Source organism: Rhizobium sp. NZLR1b, assembly GCF_019685155.1.
Taxonomy (GTDB): domain Bacteria; phylum Pseudomonadota; class Alphaproteobacteria; order Rhizobiales; family Rhizobiaceae; genus Rhizobium.
The window spans coordinates 80,661-97,272 of record NZ_JABDWC010000017.1 but is presented as its reverse complement, the minus strand read 5'-3'; the positions used below and the strand labels follow the sequence as shown (position 1 = coordinate 97,272).

The window sequence follows — 16,612 nt, the reverse complement described above, 5'->3', positions numbered from 1 at the left end:
TTCAAGCGGCCGGGGTGATGCGGCTCTTCAGCCGGGCCAGCACGTCATCGGCGGATGAGTGGAGGGCGGCGCCGCAGCCGGCATTGGCAAGCTTTTCGATGATACCGGCCGGGCGGATCGAGCCTTCCATCTCCTTCAGCGCGGCCGCCGTCAGCTCGTTCTGGCTCTGGCGGATGCGCAGGCGGGCCAGCGTCTCCTCGGCGTCGTCGAGCGTCGCAAGGCCCGGACCGGCGACGACGACATCGAGCTTCTGCGCCTCCTGCGTCGCCCGGGCCAGCCGCTCGCCGCGCTGCAGCGCCTGCAGCCGCGCCTCGGAGGCCCGGACGATCGCCTTCAATTTGTCGATTGATGTGGTGAACTGGGCCTGCGCCTGTTCCGAGGCATCACGCTCGGCTTCGAGAAAAGCGATCGCCTCGGCCGCTTCGCGGGCCAGCCCGTCATTGCCCTTGGTGAGCGCCGCACAGGCACGGATCTCGAGGTCGGCGATGCGGGCGACGATCGTTGCGTGCTGTGCCTTCTCCTGCTCGTTCTGGGCGATGGCGACGGCAACGCTGCGGCGCGCCGACTGGATCTGTTGGGCGGCATCACGGATCTGCTGGGACAGCAGCGGCACGGCGTGGCGATCGGCAAACGCCTGTTCGGCATCATGCGCCCTGCCCCGCAACAGAATCGAAATCAGTTTGAACATTTGCTTCCTCCGGTTTATGAACGTTGTTCACGAGTGGTGTTATGGCAGAATCGTGAACGTCGTTCAAGATAAATTTTGAACGACGTTCAAAAATCGAAGTGGAATGGTGAATGGCCGGCAGACGAGAAGAAAAACGCGAGGACCTGAAGGCGCGGCTGATCGAGGCGGCGCGCGACCGCATCGCCCGCGACGGGCTTGGTAATCTGCGCGCCCGCGACATCACCCAGGACGCCGGCTGCGCGCTCGGCGGCCTCTACACGGTGTTTGCAGACCTCGGCGAGCTGGTCATCCACGTCAACTCCGCAACGCTGAAGGCCTTGGAGGCCAGGCTGACTCTGCCCGAGACCAAGGACAAAAGCCCGACCGACCGGCTGCGCAACCTCGCCCAGGGCTACCTCGCCTTCGCCGTCGAGCACCGCAACCTCTGGAAGGCGCTGTTCGACCACTTCCCCCCCGACACCAGCCCGACGCCGCAATGGCACCTCGACGAACACCTGTTCCTGATGGACGTGATCGCCGAACCGCTGGCCGAACTGCAACCGGATATGCCCCCCGAAGACCGCGCCATCCGCGCCCGCACATTGTTCGGGGCGGTGCATGGGGTGGTCAGCATCAGCCTCGAAGGCCGCTTCGTCGGCCTGCCGCTGGAGCGGCTAGCGCGGGAGGTGGATGAGCTGGTGCAGACGATTGCGGCGGGGGCGGAGCGGCGGCGGTGATGGCGGGTGAGTGCGGCCGGGGTGGGTTTGGCAAGAGCCCTCCTCCCCTCCGTCGTCCTCGGGCTTGACCCGAGGACCCATGCCCGGAGCGGAAACTCCTCCCAAAAAATGCCCCTCACCCTAACCCTCTCCCCGTAAACGGGGCGAGGGGACGTGTTACGCGAGACGTTGGAGAGAAACGGAAAGGCCGCGGCATATCCCCTTCGCCCCGCGAGCGGGGAGAAGGTGGCGGCAGCCGGATGAGGGGCTGGGCCTCGCCAATCTTCCGCGCCGGATGTCGCGCCTGCCAAAACCACTACCCATCTTACCGAGCGGGGAATTTCGCGGCCTCAACCCATTCCATATCGTCAAAATATCCCGATCGGTAAATTCCCCTAGACGCCCGCCGAAATTTCACTATATTTTCCCGATCGGGAAAATCACATGTCGAAACAGATTAAAACTCCAGCCGATATTGGCGCCCTGGTTCGAAGCACGCGCAAGGAGCAAAACCTGCGGCAGGACGAGCTTGCCGGCGTCGCCGGCGTCGGGCTTCGGTTTATCGTCGATCTCGAAGCCGGCAAACCCACGGCGCAGATCGGCAAAGTCCTGCAGGTTCTGCAAACGCTCGGCTGCTCCATCGACATTCTGGCGCCCGGCGAGCGCAGACGATGACGGACAGGATCCTCAACGTCTGGTGGGGCGGCCGCATTGTCGGTCAATTCACGCAGGACCGACACGGCGATATCGGCTTTGCCTATGCCGAAGGCTGGCTCGGCGATGATGATGCGCTGCCGCTCTCGGCCTCTCTCCCGAAACGACCGGAGCGATTTTCCCGCCGGGAATGCCGGCCGTTTTTCGGCGGCCTGTTGCCCGAGGAAAGCCAGCGGATAGCCGCCGCGCAAGCCCTGGGCGTTTCTCCCGCCAATGACTTTGCGCTTCTCGATCACCTTGGCGGCGATGTCGCCGGTGCATTGCAACTGCTTGCCGAGGGCCAGGAGCCCGCGGAAACCGCGACGACTGCAGATCGCCAATCCGCGCCTTTGGACGAAGCCGGCATCGTTCGGGTGCTGGAGGCGCTTCCCGTGCGCCCTTTGCTGGCCGGCGAGGAAGGCTTGAGACTGTCGCTCGCCGGCGCGCAATCCAAGGTGCCGGTTGTTCTGATCGACGGCCGGATCGGCCTTCCCCTGCCTGGCCAGGCGACCACTCATATTCTGAAGCCACCAATAGCGCGCTTCAAGGCGACGACCGAAAACGAAGCTTTCGTGATGAGGCTCGCAGCCGCCATCGAGCTGGATGTCGCAGCGGTCGAACCGCGACATGTGCGGGAACGCCCGTTTCTTCTGGTCGAACGATATGACCGCGTCCGCGACGCCGGCGGCCTGGTTCGCCGCATCCATCAGGAGGATTTCTGCCAGGCGCTCGGCGTACCGCCGGAAACGAAATATGCGAGCGAAGGCGGGCCGACCTTCAAGGATTGTTTCGAATTGCTGAGACGGATTTCGGCAAGACCGGCCATCGATGTTCTGAAGCTGCTGGACGCTGCCATCTTCAACCTGATCGCCGGAAATGCCGATGCCCACGGCAAGAACTTCTCCATCCTTTACGATAGCCAAGGCCCGCGGCTGGCAAAACTCTACGACCTCCTCTCCACCGTGATTTATCCGGAGCTGTCGCCAAAGCTGGCAATGAGAATCGGCAAACGTGCCACGCTCGCCGAGATGGATGCGGAGGGCTGGCAGGTCTTTGCGCGAGAAGCCGGCGTTGGCACTCCGCTGCTGCGCCGCCGGGTAAACGAGCTCTGCGACAAGGTGATAGCAGCGGCCGATAAGGTCGCTGACGAGCTCGCAGACATATCGCCTGATCGAGACCCAATCGATGAAATCGCCGGCTTGATAAAGAGCCGGGCCGAGGCAGCCAGGCTGACCTCGAAAGATTGAGGAAAACGAGGAATTGCTCCCAACGTCGCGCCTCTTGCCGATCGCTGACCTCAATCTCCGTCGCCCTCGGGCTTGACCCGAGGACCCATGGCCAAGCACTCTGGGCCCACCCACGCCGGACGCGAAAGGAACCCCCATGAGCCGCATCTTCATCACCGGTTCCACCGATGGCCTCGGCCTCGCCGCCGCCCGCACCCTGATGAAAGAGGGCCATGACGTCGTGCTGCACGCCCGCTCCCGCGAGCGCGCCGCCGCCATCGCAGACATTGCCGCTGCCGCCCTCGGCATCATCATCGGCGATCTCGCCAGCGCCACCGAGACGCGCTCGATCGCCGAACAGCTCAACACCATCGGCCGCATGGACGCCGTCATCCACAATGCCGGCATCTACCTCGAGCGCAGCCGCGGCGACACCCCGGAAGGCCACGCCAAGACGCTGGCGGTCAACACCCTTGCCCCCTATCTGCTCACCGCCTGGATCACCCGCCCCGAGCGCCTGATCTATCTCACCAGCGGCATGCACCGCAGCGGCGGCAGCGCCCTTGACGATATCGACTGGAAGAGACGGCCGTGGAACGCAAGCCAGGCCTACTCGGAAAGCAAGCTCTACATCGCCACCCTCGCCGCCGCCGTCGCCCGCCATTGGCCGGATGTTCTCAGCAACGCGGTGGATCCCGGCTGGGTGCCGACCAAGATGGGCGGCGCCGGCGCGCCCGACGACCTCGAAATGGGGCACCTCACCCAGACATGGCTTGCGGCAAGCGATGCGGAAGCTGCGAAGGTCAGCGGTGGGTATTGGTATCATCGGCAGCGGCGGGAGGCGGCGGGGGATGTTGGCGATCCTGCGTTTCAGGATGGGCTGGTGGAGAAGCTTGCCGCACTCACAGGTGTTCGTTTGTTCGCAGAGCGCCGGAAAGCTGTTTAGCGGGCGTTGCCCGCCAGCGGATCGCCAACAGGCCGGTATGCCCCACAAGACCGCGCCATCCGCGCCCGCCCCATTCGGCGCGGTGCATAGTGTCGTCAACATCAGCTTGGAGCGGCGCTTCGTCGGATGGCCGCCGGAGCGGCTGGCATGGGAGGTGGACGAGCTGGTGATGACGATTGCGGCGGGGGCGGAAGAAGGCGGTGAACGTGGGTGGGGTGGCTGGATTCCCAGCCAACAGGTGACATTGCTAGTTTGCCAGCTGCCAGCGAGATCGATCAAACTCTTACATCGCCAAACGACAAGTCGGTACTTTAAATACCCCCGGCAGTAAACTAAGGTTCGCCTAGATATTTTGAATGGTCTTCTTGCGAGGCATGATGGTCGGCTCTTCACCTTTTTACACAGACGACTTTATGGCAGAGGTCATGGGAGTCGAAACGCTTCCAGAAAGACTTTTTCACTATACCTCCATCGACACCCTGGAGAAGATTCTCATCAACCACACTTTGAGATTTGGCCGCCTTGACCAAGTGAACGATCCCGAAGAAGCGCAATCGGATGATGTTCCCTTAGCGGCGACATCGATTTTCGTTTCATGCTGGTCGAGCAACTCGGTAGAGTCCATTCCCCTGTGGTCGTTGTATGGCGGCGGTCGTCATGGCGTCCGGCTCTCGATGCCAGTAAATATGTTCGCCGGACGTCACAAACCGACCATCTTTGAATTTGGCGGTGCATTGACCCTTGTCGATGCAGAGATGCTCATAATGCGAAAATCGCCGGCAATGAGCACTACGATGAGCGCAGCAATTGGACCGAATAAGGTCTATTATACCGACGATATGGCGTTTAGAGTTCGTCCCCTTATTATGCGAGAGGGGGGAAAAGCGCGCTATACCCCCTATGATCTGGGCATGGCGAAGAGCACGGCGTGGGCCTATGAGGAGGAGTGGCGGTTTAAAATCGCTGCGCTGTCGTTTGCCAGTGAGTATCCCGACGACGAGTACTTTAACGAGGTTACTTTGGATCTCGACACCTATCCCGTCGAAACAAACCAACTGTTCGTTCCCCTTGACCCGTCGAGCCTCGACGAACTGAAGGTTACAGCGGGACCTCTAGTTACAGTCGACGAATTCGCGCGCATCGAAACGCTCCTCGCGCAGCACGCATCAAATGCCGAGCTTACTAGAAGCGGCATCGCAATGCGTGAACCGCAAAAGATTCTCTGAACGCGATCCCACTTCATTAATCGAAAAGACTTAAGCAGAAGACTGGTTCGACCAATCCAGTATCGCCCGGTTCAGAGCGGCTGCGGGTGGATGAGGTGCGCAGGATGTCACGGCCGCGCTCCTTGAACTCGCTAACAACCATGTGCTGATGCAGATCGAAAACGCGAAGATTGACGTCGTGATCGACGAATTAACGACGGGATCGTCTTACTGCCGCCCGCGGAGCCTCTGATATCAGTTGATCCGCAACCCACGTTGATTTGAGTAGATGAGCTGACCGACAGCGCGGTTGCACCGGCCAGATTCGAATAGACGGCGGCCGGGATTTCTGTGCTTTAACCTTGCTTCGAATGGATAAGGTTGCCCGATTGCGGGGCGTTATTTGCTGTAGTAATGGTTGCGAAATTCGGGGATAAATTGATGCGTTCCAAGCTCTTCGCTGCTCTTGCCATTTCAGTCATCCTGACCTCTTGCCAGAGCAAGCCGGTCGACCAGCTATCTTACTCTGAGATGAAGTCTCTCTCGCTCGATTTGCACAAACGTTGCTGGGCTCAGGGTGTTAAGAGCGATACGCCCGAAATGAAAGCCTGTCTGCAACAAGAGTTCACGCGTGAGTCGTCTATGAGGAACAGCAATTACCAGACACGACAAGCGATTGGGGATGCGCTTATCGCTGGCGGACAGGGATATAATCGAGGGATGCAGCAACAGCCCTCATATCAACCGGTGAACTGCACTTCGACGCCGTCAAGCACCTGGGTGGGCGGTCCAGTTCGCCAAGTTCGGACTTCCTGCTACTGATGATTGCTGGACTGATCATCTGCGCATCGCTGACCGTCGTCGACGGCGACACGGTGAAATGCAATGGGCAGAACATGCGACTGCTGGGGGAAGGCGTTCCGTTCGTCTCAGGCATCGATACGCCGGAGATCGGATCGCACGCGAAGTGCATCAAGGAACGGAAGCTGGCACTGATCGCCAAAGGGAGGCTGAAAGAACTGCTGGCTGAAAAGGGACTGCGTGTCGTGCTCAGCGGCGCGGTCGACAAGACACGAACGCACCGGCCCCTTGTCAACATCTACCGAACGAACGGTGAAGAGATCGGCAAGAAGCTGTTCAAGGAAGGCTTTGCAAGGGCCTGGAGCCCGAAGCAGCGGAACGATTGGTGCGATTGATGGGAGACCGACCTCCGTCGAGCGCTGGCGGCGCCAAGGTCTCGTTATCTACGGTCTCGCCGAACGAGCAGAGCACACGCGTGAGCTGTTCTTATCGCGGCACTTAGAGCAGGCGCCCTTGCTGCCTTGGTCTTCGCCTGCTGATATCACTGAGCTCGTGATCTACATCACTCCGCGACGTTTAAGGCCCTGGCGGCAAAGCACATGCTGCCGGAAACCGATCGGATATCGAGCGATGGCCACGCAGCCTGGAGCAGGGTTATTTGCGCTTCGCGTACAACTTGAACAACGTGAAGACACCGCCTTGGGAATCGCCTCTACAGCAATAACGGCTCTCCTTCGAGGGTGAAGTCTTTGGCCCATTTGAAAACGTTTTGCTGCTGGTCAATAAGGAATGTGAGTTCGTCCGTCACCTCGAAGCCAAGGCTGCGAGCCATCGACAGGAAACCTTCAAGACTTTCTGGTTTCATCTGACCTGTTTTCACATGCAGCTCGTTTACAACTATTGACGTCACAAGTGGCCAGCCCCTCCGGTGTGCATATTCCAAAAGCTCGCCAAGATGCTTGCCCATAGCCCAGTGAACACGGCTCCACTCAGCGCCGCTCTGATCCGCTATTCCCTTGTAACTGATAAACCGCTGTTCGCGCGCTGCGGCGAGAATGGCCATGAGCGTTTTGCGAAACGACAAACCGTTTCCGCCGCGACGAGATAGCTCCTCCATTGCGGCAAGATATGCTGGCCGTTGTGTCTGCCCGAGGCGACGATGATTATCGATAATGTTGTGCAAACCTTCATTGTCTTGCTCTGAAATTTCCATTTGCCATCCATCCCGGTGAGGAAAGTATCGATCCTCGTGCTTCGGTAGTAGTTAGGTTAGCGGACTAGGCCGCCGATTTTTGCCGCCTGCTTTTTCCCAAGTCGCGTGCCTGTTTGCCGCGGCCGTGTATGAGATGTTCATCAGCCGCGCTACCGCGTAGGGATTCTCATCATTATCGAAAAGTCGGTAGCAGACTTCTATGCCGCGCTCTGAAAGGAACTTTCCGTTTTTATTGTTAGCGCTAAGCGGGGCTAGCTCGGCATATTCTTCCCTGGCGGCGAGGATTTCCCGAATGCGATCCAAATTGCGTTGAGCTGCGCCCAACAGGACGCTGATCTGGTCGATTTGCTGGTCAGTTAGCTTCATTGAGAACACCGGAGATTTGCTGAGCAAGGCGACGTGCAACGCTGTGAGTGCTATCATTATGCCTATTGATTACTTTATGCAAGTAGTATGTGTTATAAACAAGCCACTATTCCGAACATCAGCTTTAGGATGATCGCCTATGAGATTTCGGCTAACTCCGGCCGAACTGCAGCCCGATATGCCGCGGCAACCCAGCTATTCGCGCGCGCCTGTGAACGAGAACCACTCTTAGACCTTACGTCTTCTGACCTGCCTTACAATTTCCGTTCTGACGTGCAACAGAGCAGGTCGGTTGCAATAGCGATCTTCGATCTCCGTGAAGACGACGAGCGAAGGCTATTTCGTACCGGAAACGTGACTAGCTGCGAGGCATGGCTTTGATGATCGGGCGACTATACTGGCAGGTGTTTCGCCCTACAGGGATTAGGACGTGGCAGACACATTAACACGCAACGCAAGATCGGCTTTAATGAGCCGCGTCCGACAAGCACATACGGCTCCAGAGATCATCGTACGCAAGGCTCTTTTTCGATCAGGCTTCCGGTTTCGACTCCATATTAAATCGCTTCCGGGCAAGCCCGATATTGTGCTTCCAAGATATCGGACAATCGTTTTTGTCCACGGCTGTTTATGGCATGGGCATGATTGCCGCAGGGGAAAGCTCCCCCGATCAAATGTGGAGATGTGGGAAGCGAAGATCAGGAAAAATGTCGAGAGGGACGTGAAAGCGATGGAGGCGCTGGAGCGCTCAGGGTGGTTTGTTGAGGTAATATGGGAATGCAGCCTCGATGAGGTCGATGCGCTCATCGAAAGGCTACGTCAGCGCAGACCCAACAATCCTTCCACACGTTTCTCGGCCTCAGGATCGGCGTGAACCTCGTCGTGGTGGACATTGCAAAGAGTTATCAGGTTATCCATTTCGTTGGCCCCACCCCTCGCGTGATGCTCGATGTGATGCAACTCAAGGAATTGCCTCGGGTCGCCATACTGGCGATCCTTGTAACTCCATTGGCAAACGCGGCACTTGTGCCCGTCTCGCTGGAGAACGTTCACTCGGACAGGGTCTTTTATTTTCCTATCATTTTCGCGTGCCTGGTGCTCATGTTCCAGGATGTATACGCCTACATCCAAGTCAGGGCGTCCGCTCATTCGCGAAGCTACAGACCACCCATACTCTGTCCTTAGCTCTCGTACACGCCGTGCCCACTCCGTTTTTGACGGAGAGAGATAGCGCAGTTCCTCCCCTAGTACGGGTTTGCCGACGTTCTGCTTTAGGTAGGTGAGGATTTTGTCACGCACCGAGTCGTCAGATTTTCTTATGGCGTTCAGGACGTTCCACCTGTAGGCCGCGTCCCGGTCTTGTGTCGCAGAGGTGAGAACGTACTGTTCGGGCTTGAGCAAAAGAGGATTTACACCCAGGTCGCGCTCTAATTCAGCGAGGGCATCGTTTTCACCATCGCTTCGCAGATCAGCCGCCATTTCTTTGTAGGTCGCGCCGCTGTTTATCGGCCAGCCGAATTCGACGCGGAGTTCTCGAACTCGCCGAGCCCACTCCCCAATGCCTGAAACGACCATCAACTCATCGCCGTCGATGACCGTTCTCGGATATTTCAGAAAATATGCAAGAATTCGATCCCTAGCACCTGCGTCGACGTGACCTGGCATCAAAGACACGCCAAGAGCGCGAATCTTGTCAAAAGACGGGATGAGAGCACGAACGCGCTCGCGTAGATCGGGTCTGGAAAGCTCCTTGGCAAAGTCCGCCAGAAGCTGCTGAAGCTCTGACAGATATTCTTGAGAATCCTTAGGCTGCTTTGATTTTCGTGGCATCCAAACTTAAACCTGCTCGATCCAAGGCCTGCCGGACCACCTTGCTAATTGCACCTGCAAAGGGCGGGGGCACTGCGTTTCCAATTTGTCGAGCAATCTCTACTTTACTACCTATGAACACAAAGTTATCGGGGAAACCCATAAGTCGTGCTGCTTCGCGGTGCGTTATGGGTCGATGCTCGACCGGATGCAGGTAGCGCCCCTTTTCAGGCTTAAAGAACTCCGTCCGGATTGTGACGGACGGCCGATTCCACCAAAGACGGCCGAACAAGTCCGTTCCGCCGCTTGTTTTTCTGATCCAGCAGTCCGGGGTAAGTTCAGGAGCATTTCGGAAGAGATCGAAGCGGTTTCCACCTTCTGGGACAGCTCGATATCGTTTTTGGCTTTTTTCTGTGGGGGTTCTTCCGAAGTGTAGGTCCAATGGGCCTTCAGCTCCAAAGTCCGTCCCGATTGGCACGGGTGGCAGATCGCCTATGGCATCGTGGACAGTCTTCCAGACTGGCAGATTACTAGAGCCGCGTAGTGCCGGGTCGACGTGAGTTGGTTCGGGCAACTCCACACCAAAGGGAATCGTGACACGATCCCAGCCGATCACTATGGTACGCTTTCGGGTCTGAGGAGCGCCAAAGTTCGCGGTATTCAATACAGCTGCGACCGTTGTGAAACCAAGTTGGTCGGCCCGGGCGCGAATATCGGAAAGCTCAGGTGAGCGAAATAATTCGGCCACGTTCTCCATAACGAAAACTCTCGCGCCGGTTGCCTTCACCGTTTCCAGATAGGGTTCCCATAGTGCGCGCCGTTGATCCCCGCTTCTGCTTTTGTTCAGCAAGCTAAAGCCTTGGCACGGTGGCCCACCTACAATTACATCAACAACTGGTGCATCGCCCTTCGCGACCCAATCTTCAATATTCGCATGTACAGATTGGCCTTGAAAATTCGCATGATGTGTACGAACGGCAGCAGCGTCGTTGTCGACACCGAAAACGGGAACGAAGCCGCCTCCAAACCTCTCGTCAGTAAAGCCGAGCGTCATTCCCCCTGCCCCTGCAAAGAGATCGGCGATTCGATATGCCATATTGGGTCCTTTCGAAGCAGTAACTTCGCTTTGAAGTGTGTGCCAGATTTTGGTGGCCGGGAAAAGACTCGCTTGAGAACAAAAAGAGATCACAGCAGAGTTTCCACGACGTTAATTAGCTCCTCGTGAGGCTGGACGGCCTGCAACTTTATCGCCAGTGAGCCGAAGGTAGGAGAAATTTGGGCGCCGAGACCGCAATGAAGGACTGGCAGAAGGGAGTGTTCGGTACGGCCGTGGGCATCACAATGCAGACGATCTCGACATGCGGTGATCGAATAAGACGCGATGCGCTTGGCAGGTGTGGAGCGCCAGGAAGCGAGACGTCTGATTGCCGCGCGGACGGAACGACAACTTTTCGGGCAGCAACCACGAAAATAATTCCAGCAATAAAAATAAATGTTGCTAAGTAAATAATTCTAGTTATTTTTATAGCGTGAATTAACGGAAAGGGACTGCACGTGAACAAGCGGCACGAGACTACATTTCTGAAGCGATTGGAACGGGTCTTCACCCACGGCGTAACGGAAGTCCACAAGGCGGAAATGAGGCTTTGGTTCGGTCAAGAACGGATTGCTCGGCGAGTTTGGCGGGAGGTTTCAGCCTACTGGGCAGATATCGTTGATGAGCCCGATCGGCAGAAGCTTTTGGTCGGTGGATTAGAGGGGGATAATTGGATTTTCATTTGGGGTGAAGGCAACGGAACGACTGCTACGTCTTATCTGCAAGATGTGCGATATCTTGCTGGCGAGGCAACCCCTGAAGGACAACCTATAGCAATACCTGTAGAGGAATAACGAAGTGACATGTGCCCGCCGGTGGACGATCGGCGGGCTTCTTGCACGGCGCTTCCGATATTGGCACAATCTTAGGCAGGAGAAATGATCAATGGAATTCAACTATCGTGCGACCGCACGCTTCATGTGCCGGCAGGTAATCAGGCTAGTATGGACGACCTCGCAACAGAAATGGACGACCTCATTCCTCCTTGCCGGAATGACGCTGGCAGCGATACTTATGCCCCCCTTCGGTATCGTTGTCTTCGGGACAGCGTTCGCGGGATGGTGGTTCGCAGTTCTGGTGATGACGGTGTTCTTCGGACTTGTCGGCAACCGCGTTGGTGTGGGGCGGGAGAAGGCGGCGATCAAACGCCAGATCGACCACGATAGCGTGATTTGAGACGAGCATGATCCACGATATCTTTAAATTGATTCAGGAGCTCGAGGGCGGATGGCCCGAACTTCTTGGATCTTTGGCGGGTTCCGCAATTGGCCTTGTCTCGCTGATGCTTGGCGCACTCTACAATGCCCGACTCAATCGGAATGCGGACCGCGAGCGTGAGCGGAACGATAAATTCGGAATTGTTGAAGCATTGCTAGCCGAAATCGCCTCCGTGAAAGCGACGTTAGATAAGGCTGCGGTCGGCCTTCTGCGGATGAACCCGAACGAAGGTTATTTCCCGATCCCGGACCCTTACCCCGGCATCGGCATTTTTCAGAAATTTATCGATAGGATCGAATTATTTGACGAAGAGACGATTAGAGCCGTTAGTGAACTCTACACCGTTTTGGATGAGTATTGCGGCCAACTAAGAGTTTATGGGAGCCACTTCGACGCTTCGCTCAAGGGCAAAGTGGTGATGGCCGCAAGCCATCCGGTTGCAGCATTCATCATCCCTTTGAATCAAAGCCTGTCTCAAAAGTGCGCCGACGTTCTTTCACATTTGCGCTTTCAGCGAATAAAGAATCACCATCTACTGTCGCGGCTCTCGATGTAAACGAAGCGATACAGAATTATGCGCCGAAAAACAGATGTGGCTGGGGCGCCTGGATTCGAACCAGGGATGACGGTACCAAAAACCGTTGCCTTACCGCTTGGCGACGCCCCACCAGAGCTTTCAGCGGCAAACCGCTGCTGAAATCGACGCCTGATTAGCAAAGCTCTCCGTCTGTCACAATGACTAAGTTTATCCGCAGGCAGATTTATGCGCTGCGCAGCGCTACATGCCGTGCTAGGATTTGGCGACTTCATCGGCCGGAAATCATTGCCTTCATGGACAGTCCCGCATTCGACCTCGTCTTCGAGCCGGCCTATGGGCGGGCCGTGCCGGTGGCGCCAGGGGTCGAGCGGATCACGGCGAACAATCCCGGGCCTTTCACCTTTTTCGGCACCAACAGCTATATCGTCGGCGGTTCCTCGGTCGCGGTCATCGATCCCGGGCCGGAGGACGAGGCGCATTTCCAGGCGCTGATGGCGGCGCTGGCCGGCCGTGAGGTGACGCATATCTTCGTCAGCCACACCCATCGCGACCACTCGCCGCTCGCCCGCCGGCTGCGCGCGGCAACCGGGGCGGTGACGGTGGGCCAGGGGCCGCACCGGCCGGCAAGGCCGTTGCGCGCCGGCGAGATCAATCCGTTTTCCGAAAGCTCCGACATGGCCTTCGTGCCCGATATTTCGATCGGCAACGGCAAGACCATCAAGGGCGATGGCTGGGTGCTTTCAGGCGTGCCGACGCCGGGGCACACGGCCAATCATGCCGCCTTCGCGCTGGACGGCGGCGATCTGCTGTTCACAGGCGATCATGTCATGGCCTGGTCGACCTCGATCGTCGCGCCACCGGATGGCTCAATGGCCGATTACATGGCCTCACTCGACAGGCTGATCGCGCGCGAGGATGGGCTGCTGCTGCCCGGCCATGGCGGGCCGGTGACGGAGCCGGCCACATTCCTCCGGGCGTTGAAGGCGCATCGCCTCGGGCGCGAGCAGGCGATCCTGACGCGCATCCGGGCGGGCGACCAGGGGATCACCGAGATGGTCAAGGCGATCTACAGCGATACCGATCCGAAGCTGCATGGGGCGGCCGCGCTTTCCGTGCTCGCCCATATCGAGGATCTCTTCGAGCGCGGCGAGATTGCCGCGGATGGGCCGCCTTCGCTTTCCGCCCTCTACCGGCCGGCACCAGGGAGATGAGCCAGCAGATGGGCGCCGCTTACAGCTATCGCGACGATGCCGATGTGCCCGATTTTGCCGATGACCGGCCGCTGATCGTCTTTGATGGCGAATGCGTGTTCTGCTCCGGCTGGGTGAAGTTCGCACTGAAACACGACAAGCAGCGGCGATACCGCTTCCTCGCTGCGCAGACGCCGCTCGGCGCCGCGCTCTACCGGCATTATGGGCTGGATGGGCGCGACTACAAGACCAATATCCTGATCGAAGAGGGCCGCGCCTTCTTCAAATCCGACGGCTCGATCCGCATGGTCGCCGGCCTCGGTTTTCCCTATTCGCTGATCAGGCTTTTCCGGCTGCTGCCGCGGCGGCTGGCCGACACGCTTTATGAATTCATCGCCCGCAACCGGTTGAAGATTGCCGGCCGGCAGAGCTGCATGGTGCCGACGCCGGAGCAGCGCAGCCGCTTCATCGCATGAGCGGCGACAGGCTTTCGCTGCTGATCATCGGCGGCTACGGCACGTTTGGCGGCCGGCTGGCGCGGCTGCTTGGCGATGAACCGCGGCTCAGACTGCTGATCGCCGGGCGGTCGCTTGAAAAGGCAGACGATTTCGTTGCGGATCTCAGAGCCCCGAAAGATGGATCCGAGGGCTTGGGAAGCAGCAATCTGGGGGCGACGCTGCAGGCCGTACGCTTCGATCGCGATGGCGATCTGGCGGAACAGCTGATGCGGCTGAGGCCGGATCTCGTCATCGATGCCTCGGGGCCGTTTCAGAGCTTCGGGGACGACCCCTATAAGGTGGTGCGCGCCTGCATTGGCCTCGGCATCGATTATGCCGATATCGCCGACAGCACCGGCTTCGTCGCCGGTTTTGGCGGGCTCGATGCCGCGGCCAGGGCGAAGGGCATCTTCGCGCTGTCGGGGCTGAGCAGCCTGCCGGCGCTTTCCTTTGCGGCGCTCGATGTCATGGCGCCTCCGTTTGCGCGGATCGATCGGGTGGCTGCGGGCATTGCCCCGTCGGCGCATGTGAAGATCGGGCTCAATGTTGTGAGGGCGATCGCCAGTTATGCCGGCAGGCCGGTGTCGCTGCTGCGCGATGGGCAGCCTTCGACCGGGCTTGGACTGATCGAGGCGATGCGGGTGACGGTGGCGCCGCCGGGCGCGGTGCCGCTGCGCAGCCGGACATTCCTGCTGGTCGATGCGCCGGATCTGGCGCTGCTGCCGGCGCGCCTTCCCACTCTGCAATCCAGCTTCACCGGGGTCGGAACGGAGCCGCAGCCGCTGCAGCGCCTGCTCAGCCTCGCCGCCCGGCTGGTGCACCTGAAGCTGCTTCCATCGCTGCTACCGTTTTCGCCGCTGCTGCAGCGCGCCAGCCATGGTTTCGCGATCGGCGAACATCGCGGCGGCATGTTCATGCGGGTCAGTGGCATCGATGCCGCGGGCAAGAGCCTCACATGCGGCTGGCATCTGATTGCCGAGGGTGATGACGGGCCGTTCATTCCCATCGCCGGCGTCGCGGCGCTGGTCCGCCGGCTGCTCCAGGGCATCCGGCCGGAAAACGGCGCGCGGCCGGCGACGGGCGAATTGCAGCTTGCCGGATTCGAAGCGGAGTTTCGGCGGTTTTCGATCACGACGGGGATCCGGGTGGAAAGCGAGGGCGCCTGCCTGCCGCTCTACCACAGGGTTCTCGGCAGCGCCTTCGAACGGCTGCCGCCGGCGATTGCCGCCATGCATTCGGTCGGGCATGCCGGCGGGACGCGCGTCGCCTCCGGCCGGGCGCGGATCGAACGCGGCGGCGGATGGCTTGCGGGGATCGTCGCGCGGCTGATCGGCTTCCCTCCGGCGGGTGAGGATGTGCCGGTGACGGTGCGCTTCGTGGCCGATGGCGACAAGGAGATCTGGACACGGGATTTCGGCGGCAAGAGTTTCCACAGCCTGCAGCTCGAAGGAAAAGGCCGCGACCGGCATCTGCTTACCGAAGTCTTCGGGCCGTTCCGGGTGCTGGTGGCGCTGGTGCAGGAGGGGAACAGGTTACGGCTGGTGGTGAGGGGTTGGCGGTTTTTTGGGGTTCCGCTGCCGCTGTTCCTGGCGCCGGGTGGCGAGACCTATGAGGAGGAGCGTGAGGGGCGATTCCACTTTCATGTGGAGATCGGCGGGCGGCTGACCGGGCTGGTGGTGCGGTATACGGGGTGGTTGGTGGTGGCGTGAGGTCGTTTTTCCTCACCTGAGCCGGCCTGCCGTGTGAGCCCCCTCTGCCCTGCCGGGCATCTCCCCCACAGGTGGGGAGATTGGCTGGGCTCGCTGGCTTCCCCAAACAACCGGTGTCACAGCCCGGCGAAACGGCGGAGGGACGGGAAGTTTTCGCCACTTGCCAATCTCCCCACCTGTGGGGGAGATGCCCGGCAGGGCAGAGGGGGGCTGACGGGTGGTGGCGTAATAGAGGGTGGCTGCGTCTGGAGACGTAAGAGGCCCCATCCACCGGTCAACTAACATAGAGCTTGTTCAATGGATGGGGCTCGGTCGTGTATTCCATCGAGAGAATTGAGATTGTCAAACTGCTCAATAACTGAACATCGACCTCACATTTCTCAGGAACATATATGTAAAGATCATCCGGCCTTTTCTCTGCAGCTACACTCACCCCTCCCCGCTTTCGAACGGCAAATGTATGGATGACTGAATTTTTAACATCGGGCTGAATCTGCAGTGCACATTTCACAACCCGATCAAACTCAAGAAAGTCATCCGGAACATGAAGAGAGAAGAGCTTCCCTATGGGAAACTCCATAAAGCGGCAGCCGCTGACAAATTTGAGATAAATCTCGCCTGAGAGCGTTTTCACAAAACCTGAAGTATCAAGAGTGTCCTGGTCAGGCACACTCAGAAAATCGGCCTTGCTTCCCATCACAGCTCTCCTCCTTTGGTGCGGC

The 16,612-nt window shown here is 58.9% G+C and carries 19 protein-coding genes, 1 tRNA gene and 1 pseudogene; 14 read left to right on the top strand and 7 right to left on the bottom strand.

What is annotated here, in order from left to right; translation table 11 throughout:
- Nucleotide 1: 1 nt before the first annotated feature.
- Nucleotides 2-688 carry a PspA/IM30 family protein gene (locus HJB84_RS22460; RefSeq protein WP_221116947.1) on the bottom strand — a complete coding sequence of 229 codons (687 nt, stop codon included), beginning with the start codon at nt 686-688 and terminating at the stop codon, nt 2-4.
- Nucleotides 689-798: 110 nt separating this feature from the next.
- On the opposite strand from HJB84_RS22460, the gene HJB84_RS22455 reads away from it, so the two are divergent.
- The 7 genes and pseudogenes from HJB84_RS22455 to HJB84_RS22425 all read left to right on the top strand — a co-directional run bounded on the left by HJB84_RS22455 (nt 799) and on the right by HJB84_RS22425 (nt 6,649).
- Nucleotides 799-1,404 (top strand): TetR/AcrR family transcriptional regulator, encoded by a 606-nt coding sequence (locus HJB84_RS22455; RefSeq protein ID WP_221116946.1) that lies wholly within the window; start codon nt 799-801, stop codon nt 1,402-1,404.
- 423 nt (nt 1,405-1,827) lie between these two features.
- Nucleotides 1,828-2,058 carry a helix-turn-helix transcriptional regulator gene (locus HJB84_RS22450; protein WP_207583279.1) on the top strand — a complete coding sequence of 77 codons (231 nt, stop codon included), beginning with the start codon at nt 1,828-1,830 and terminating at the stop codon, nt 2,056-2,058.
- Nucleotides 2,055-3,323: a type II toxin-antitoxin system HipA family toxin gene (locus tag HJB84_RS22445; protein ID WP_221116945.1), complete on the top strand. Its 1,269-nt coding sequence runs from the start codon at nt 2,055-2,057 to the stop codon at nt 3,321-3,323. Before HJB84_RS22450 ends, HJB84_RS22445 begins: the two co-directional genes overlap by 4 nt.
- A 136-nt stretch (nt 3,324-3,459) precedes the next feature.
- A complete protein-coding gene (locus tag HJB84_RS22440; protein WP_221116944.1) occupies nt 3,460-4,248 on the top strand; it encodes an SDR family NAD(P)-dependent oxidoreductase in 789 nt (262 codons plus the stop codon).
- A 42-nt stretch (nt 4,249-4,290) separates the two neighbouring features.
- Nucleotides 4,291-4,441, top strand: a pseudogene (locus HJB84_RS22435) (TetR/AcrR family transcriptional regulator); the annotation flags it as partial.
- Nucleotides 4,442-4,604: 163 nt separating this feature from the next.
- The gene (locus HJB84_RS22430) at nt 4,605-5,474 is read left to right on the top strand and encodes a DUF2971 domain-containing protein (RefSeq protein WP_221116943.1); all 870 of its coding nucleotides are present in this window, start codon (nt 4,605-4,607) and stop codon (nt 5,472-5,474) included.
- Nucleotides 5,475-6,274: 800 nt separating this feature from the next.
- Nucleotides 6,275-6,649, top strand: coding sequence for a thermonuclease family protein (locus tag HJB84_RS22425; protein ID WP_221116942.1), 375 nt, complete (start codon nt 6,275-6,277; stop codon nt 6,647-6,649).
- Nucleotides 6,650-6,966: 317 nt separating this feature from the next.
- On the opposite strand, the gene HJB84_RS22420 is transcribed toward HJB84_RS22425, so the two are convergent.
- Both HJB84_RS22420 and HJB84_RS22415 read right to left on the bottom strand, forming a co-directional pair.
- Nucleotides 6,967-7,467, bottom strand: a complete 501-nt coding sequence (locus HJB84_RS22420) for a hypothetical protein (protein ID WP_221116941.1) — start codon at nt 7,465-7,467, stop codon at nt 6,967-6,969.
- Nucleotides 7,468-7,518: 51 nt separating this feature from the next.
- Nucleotides 7,519-7,833, bottom strand: a complete 315-nt coding sequence (locus HJB84_RS22415; protein ID WP_221116940.1) for a hypothetical protein — start codon at nt 7,831-7,833, stop codon at nt 7,519-7,521.
- Nucleotides 7,834-8,263: 430 nt separating this feature from the next.
- On the opposite strand from HJB84_RS22415, the gene HJB84_RS22410 reads away from it, so the two are divergent.
- The gene (locus HJB84_RS22410; RefSeq protein WP_311045000.1) at nt 8,264-8,707 is read left to right on the top strand and encodes a DNA mismatch endonuclease Vsr; all 444 of its coding nucleotides are present in this window, start codon (nt 8,264-8,266) and stop codon (nt 8,705-8,707) included.
- Here HJB84_RS22410 and HJB84_RS22405 read toward each other — a convergent pair.
- Together HJB84_RS22405 and HJB84_RS22400 are read right to left on the bottom strand one after the other, a co-directional pair.
- Nucleotides 8,653-9,663: an HNH endonuclease gene (locus tag HJB84_RS22405; RefSeq protein ID WP_221116939.1), complete on the bottom strand. Its 1,011-nt coding sequence runs from the start codon at nt 9,661-9,663 to the stop codon at nt 8,653-8,655. The two genes, HJB84_RS22410 and HJB84_RS22405, sit on opposite strands and share 55 nt — an antisense overlap.
- Nucleotides 9,638-10,738, bottom strand: a complete 1,101-nt coding sequence (locus HJB84_RS22400; RefSeq protein ID WP_221116938.1) for a DNA cytosine methyltransferase — start codon at nt 10,736-10,738, stop codon at nt 9,638-9,640. Before HJB84_RS22400 ends, HJB84_RS22405 begins: the two co-directional genes overlap by 26 nt.
- A gap of 458 nt (nt 10,739-11,196) precedes the next feature.
- Here HJB84_RS22400 and HJB84_RS22395 point away from each other — a divergent pair, with 458 nt between their 5' ends.
- The 3 genes from HJB84_RS22395 to HJB84_RS22385 all read left to right on the top strand — a co-directional run bounded on the left by HJB84_RS22395 (nt 11,197) and on the right by HJB84_RS22385 (nt 12,512).
- Nucleotides 11,197-11,532, top strand: coding sequence for a hypothetical protein (locus HJB84_RS22395; RefSeq protein ID WP_221116937.1), 336 nt, complete (start codon nt 11,197-11,199; stop codon nt 11,530-11,532).
- A gap of 91 nt (nt 11,533-11,623) precedes the next feature.
- Nucleotides 11,624-11,914, top strand: a complete 291-nt coding sequence (locus HJB84_RS22390; RefSeq protein WP_221116936.1) for a hypothetical protein — start codon at nt 11,624-11,626, stop codon at nt 11,912-11,914.
- Between the two features lie 7 nt (nt 11,915-11,921).
- Nucleotides 11,922-12,512, top strand: a complete 591-nt coding sequence (locus HJB84_RS22385; RefSeq protein ID WP_221116935.1) for a hypothetical protein — start codon at nt 11,922-11,924, stop codon at nt 12,510-12,512.
- A gap of 37 nt (nt 12,513-12,549) precedes the next feature.
- Here the strand turns inward: HJB84_RS22385 and HJB84_RS22380 are convergent.
- Nucleotides 12,550-12,623 (bottom strand) — tRNA-Gln (locus HJB84_RS22380).
- A gap of 164 nt (nt 12,624-12,787) precedes the next feature.
- Here HJB84_RS22380 and HJB84_RS22375 point away from each other — a divergent pair.
- From HJB84_RS22375 to HJB84_RS22365, 3 genes are read left to right on the top strand one after another with little or no spacing between them, the layout of a single operon-like run.
- Nucleotides 12,788-13,705 (top strand): MBL fold metallo-hydrolase, encoded by a 918-nt coding sequence (locus HJB84_RS22375; protein ID WP_221116934.1) that lies wholly within the window; start codon nt 12,788-12,790, stop codon nt 13,703-13,705.
- On the top strand, nt 13,702-14,160 hold the full coding sequence (locus tag HJB84_RS22370; protein ID WP_221116933.1) for a thiol-disulfide oxidoreductase DCC family protein: 459 nt from the start codon (nt 13,702-13,704) through the stop codon (nt 14,158-14,160). The genes HJB84_RS22375 and HJB84_RS22370 overlap by 4 nt, the downstream gene beginning before the upstream one ends.
- Complete coding sequence (locus tag HJB84_RS22365; protein ID WP_221116932.1) at nt 14,157-15,890, top strand: SDR family oxidoreductase; 1,734 nt, start codon at nt 14,157-14,159, stop codon at nt 15,888-15,890. The genes HJB84_RS22370 and HJB84_RS22365 overlap by 4 nt, the downstream gene beginning before the upstream one ends.
- A gap of 274 nt (nt 15,891-16,164) precedes the next feature.
- Here HJB84_RS22365 and HJB84_RS22360 read toward each other — a convergent pair whose 3' ends face one another.
- On the bottom strand, nt 16,165-16,587 hold the full coding sequence (locus HJB84_RS22360; protein ID WP_207583272.1) for a hypothetical protein: 423 nt from the start codon (nt 16,585-16,587) through the stop codon (nt 16,165-16,167).
- Nucleotides 16,588-16,612: the final 25 nt, after the last annotated feature.

What these genes read in the sequence shown, in the direction of transcription:
- HJB84_RS22460 (WP_221116947.1), bottom strand. Translation starts at nt 688, where the DNA reads ATGTTCAAACTGATTTCGATTCTGTTGCGGGGCAGGGCGCATGATGCC.
- HJB84_RS22455 (WP_221116946.1), top strand. Translation starts at nt 799, where the DNA reads ATGGCCGGCAGACGAGAAGAAAAACGCGAGGACCTGAAGGCGCGGCTG.
- HJB84_RS22450 (WP_207583279.1), top strand. Translation starts at nt 1,828, where the DNA reads ATGTCGAAACAGATTAAAACTCCAGCCGATATTGGCGCCCTGGTTCGA.
- HJB84_RS22445 (WP_221116945.1), top strand. Translation starts at nt 2,055, where the DNA reads ATGACGGACAGGATCCTCAACGTCTGGTGGGGCGGCCGCATTGTCGGT.
- HJB84_RS22440 (WP_221116944.1), top strand. Translation starts at nt 3,460, where the DNA reads ATGAGCCGCATCTTCATCACCGGTTCCACCGATGGCCTCGGCCTCGCC.
- HJB84_RS22430 (WP_221116943.1), top strand. Translation starts at nt 4,605, where the DNA reads ATGGTCTTCTTGCGAGGCATGATGGTCGGCTCTTCACCTTTTTACACA.
- HJB84_RS22425 (WP_221116942.1), top strand. Translation starts at nt 6,275, where the DNA reads ATGATTGCTGGACTGATCATCTGCGCATCGCTGACCGTCGTCGACGGC.
- HJB84_RS22420 (WP_221116941.1), bottom strand. Translation starts at nt 7,467, where the DNA reads ATGGAAATTTCAGAGCAAGACAATGAAGGTTTGCACAACATTATCGAT.
- HJB84_RS22415 (WP_221116940.1), bottom strand. Translation starts at nt 7,833, where the DNA reads ATGAAGCTAACTGACCAGCAAATCGACCAGATCAGCGTCCTGTTGGGC.
- HJB84_RS22405 (WP_221116939.1), bottom strand. Translation starts at nt 9,663, where the DNA reads ATGCCACGAAAATCAAAGCAGCCTAAGGATTCTCAAGAATATCTGTCA.
- HJB84_RS22400 (WP_221116938.1), bottom strand. Translation starts at nt 10,738, where the DNA reads ATGGCATATCGAATCGCCGATCTCTTTGCAGGGGCAGGGGGAATGACG.
- HJB84_RS22390 (WP_221116936.1), top strand. Translation starts at nt 11,624, where the DNA reads ATGGAATTCAACTATCGTGCGACCGCACGCTTCATGTGCCGGCAGGTA.
- HJB84_RS22385 (WP_221116935.1), top strand. Translation starts at nt 11,922, where the DNA reads ATGATCCACGATATCTTTAAATTGATTCAGGAGCTCGAGGGCGGATGG.
- HJB84_RS22375 (WP_221116934.1), top strand. Translation starts at nt 12,788, where the DNA reads ATGGACAGTCCCGCATTCGACCTCGTCTTCGAGCCGGCCTATGGGCGG.
- HJB84_RS22370 (WP_221116933.1), top strand. Translation starts at nt 13,702, where the DNA reads ATGAGCCAGCAGATGGGCGCCGCTTACAGCTATCGCGACGATGCCGAT.
- HJB84_RS22365 (WP_221116932.1), top strand. Translation starts at nt 14,157, where the DNA reads ATGAGCGGCGACAGGCTTTCGCTGCTGATCATCGGCGGCTACGGCACG.
- HJB84_RS22360 (WP_207583272.1), bottom strand. Translation starts at nt 16,587, where the DNA reads ATGGGAAGCAAGGCCGATTTTCTGAGTGTGCCTGACCAGGACACTCTT.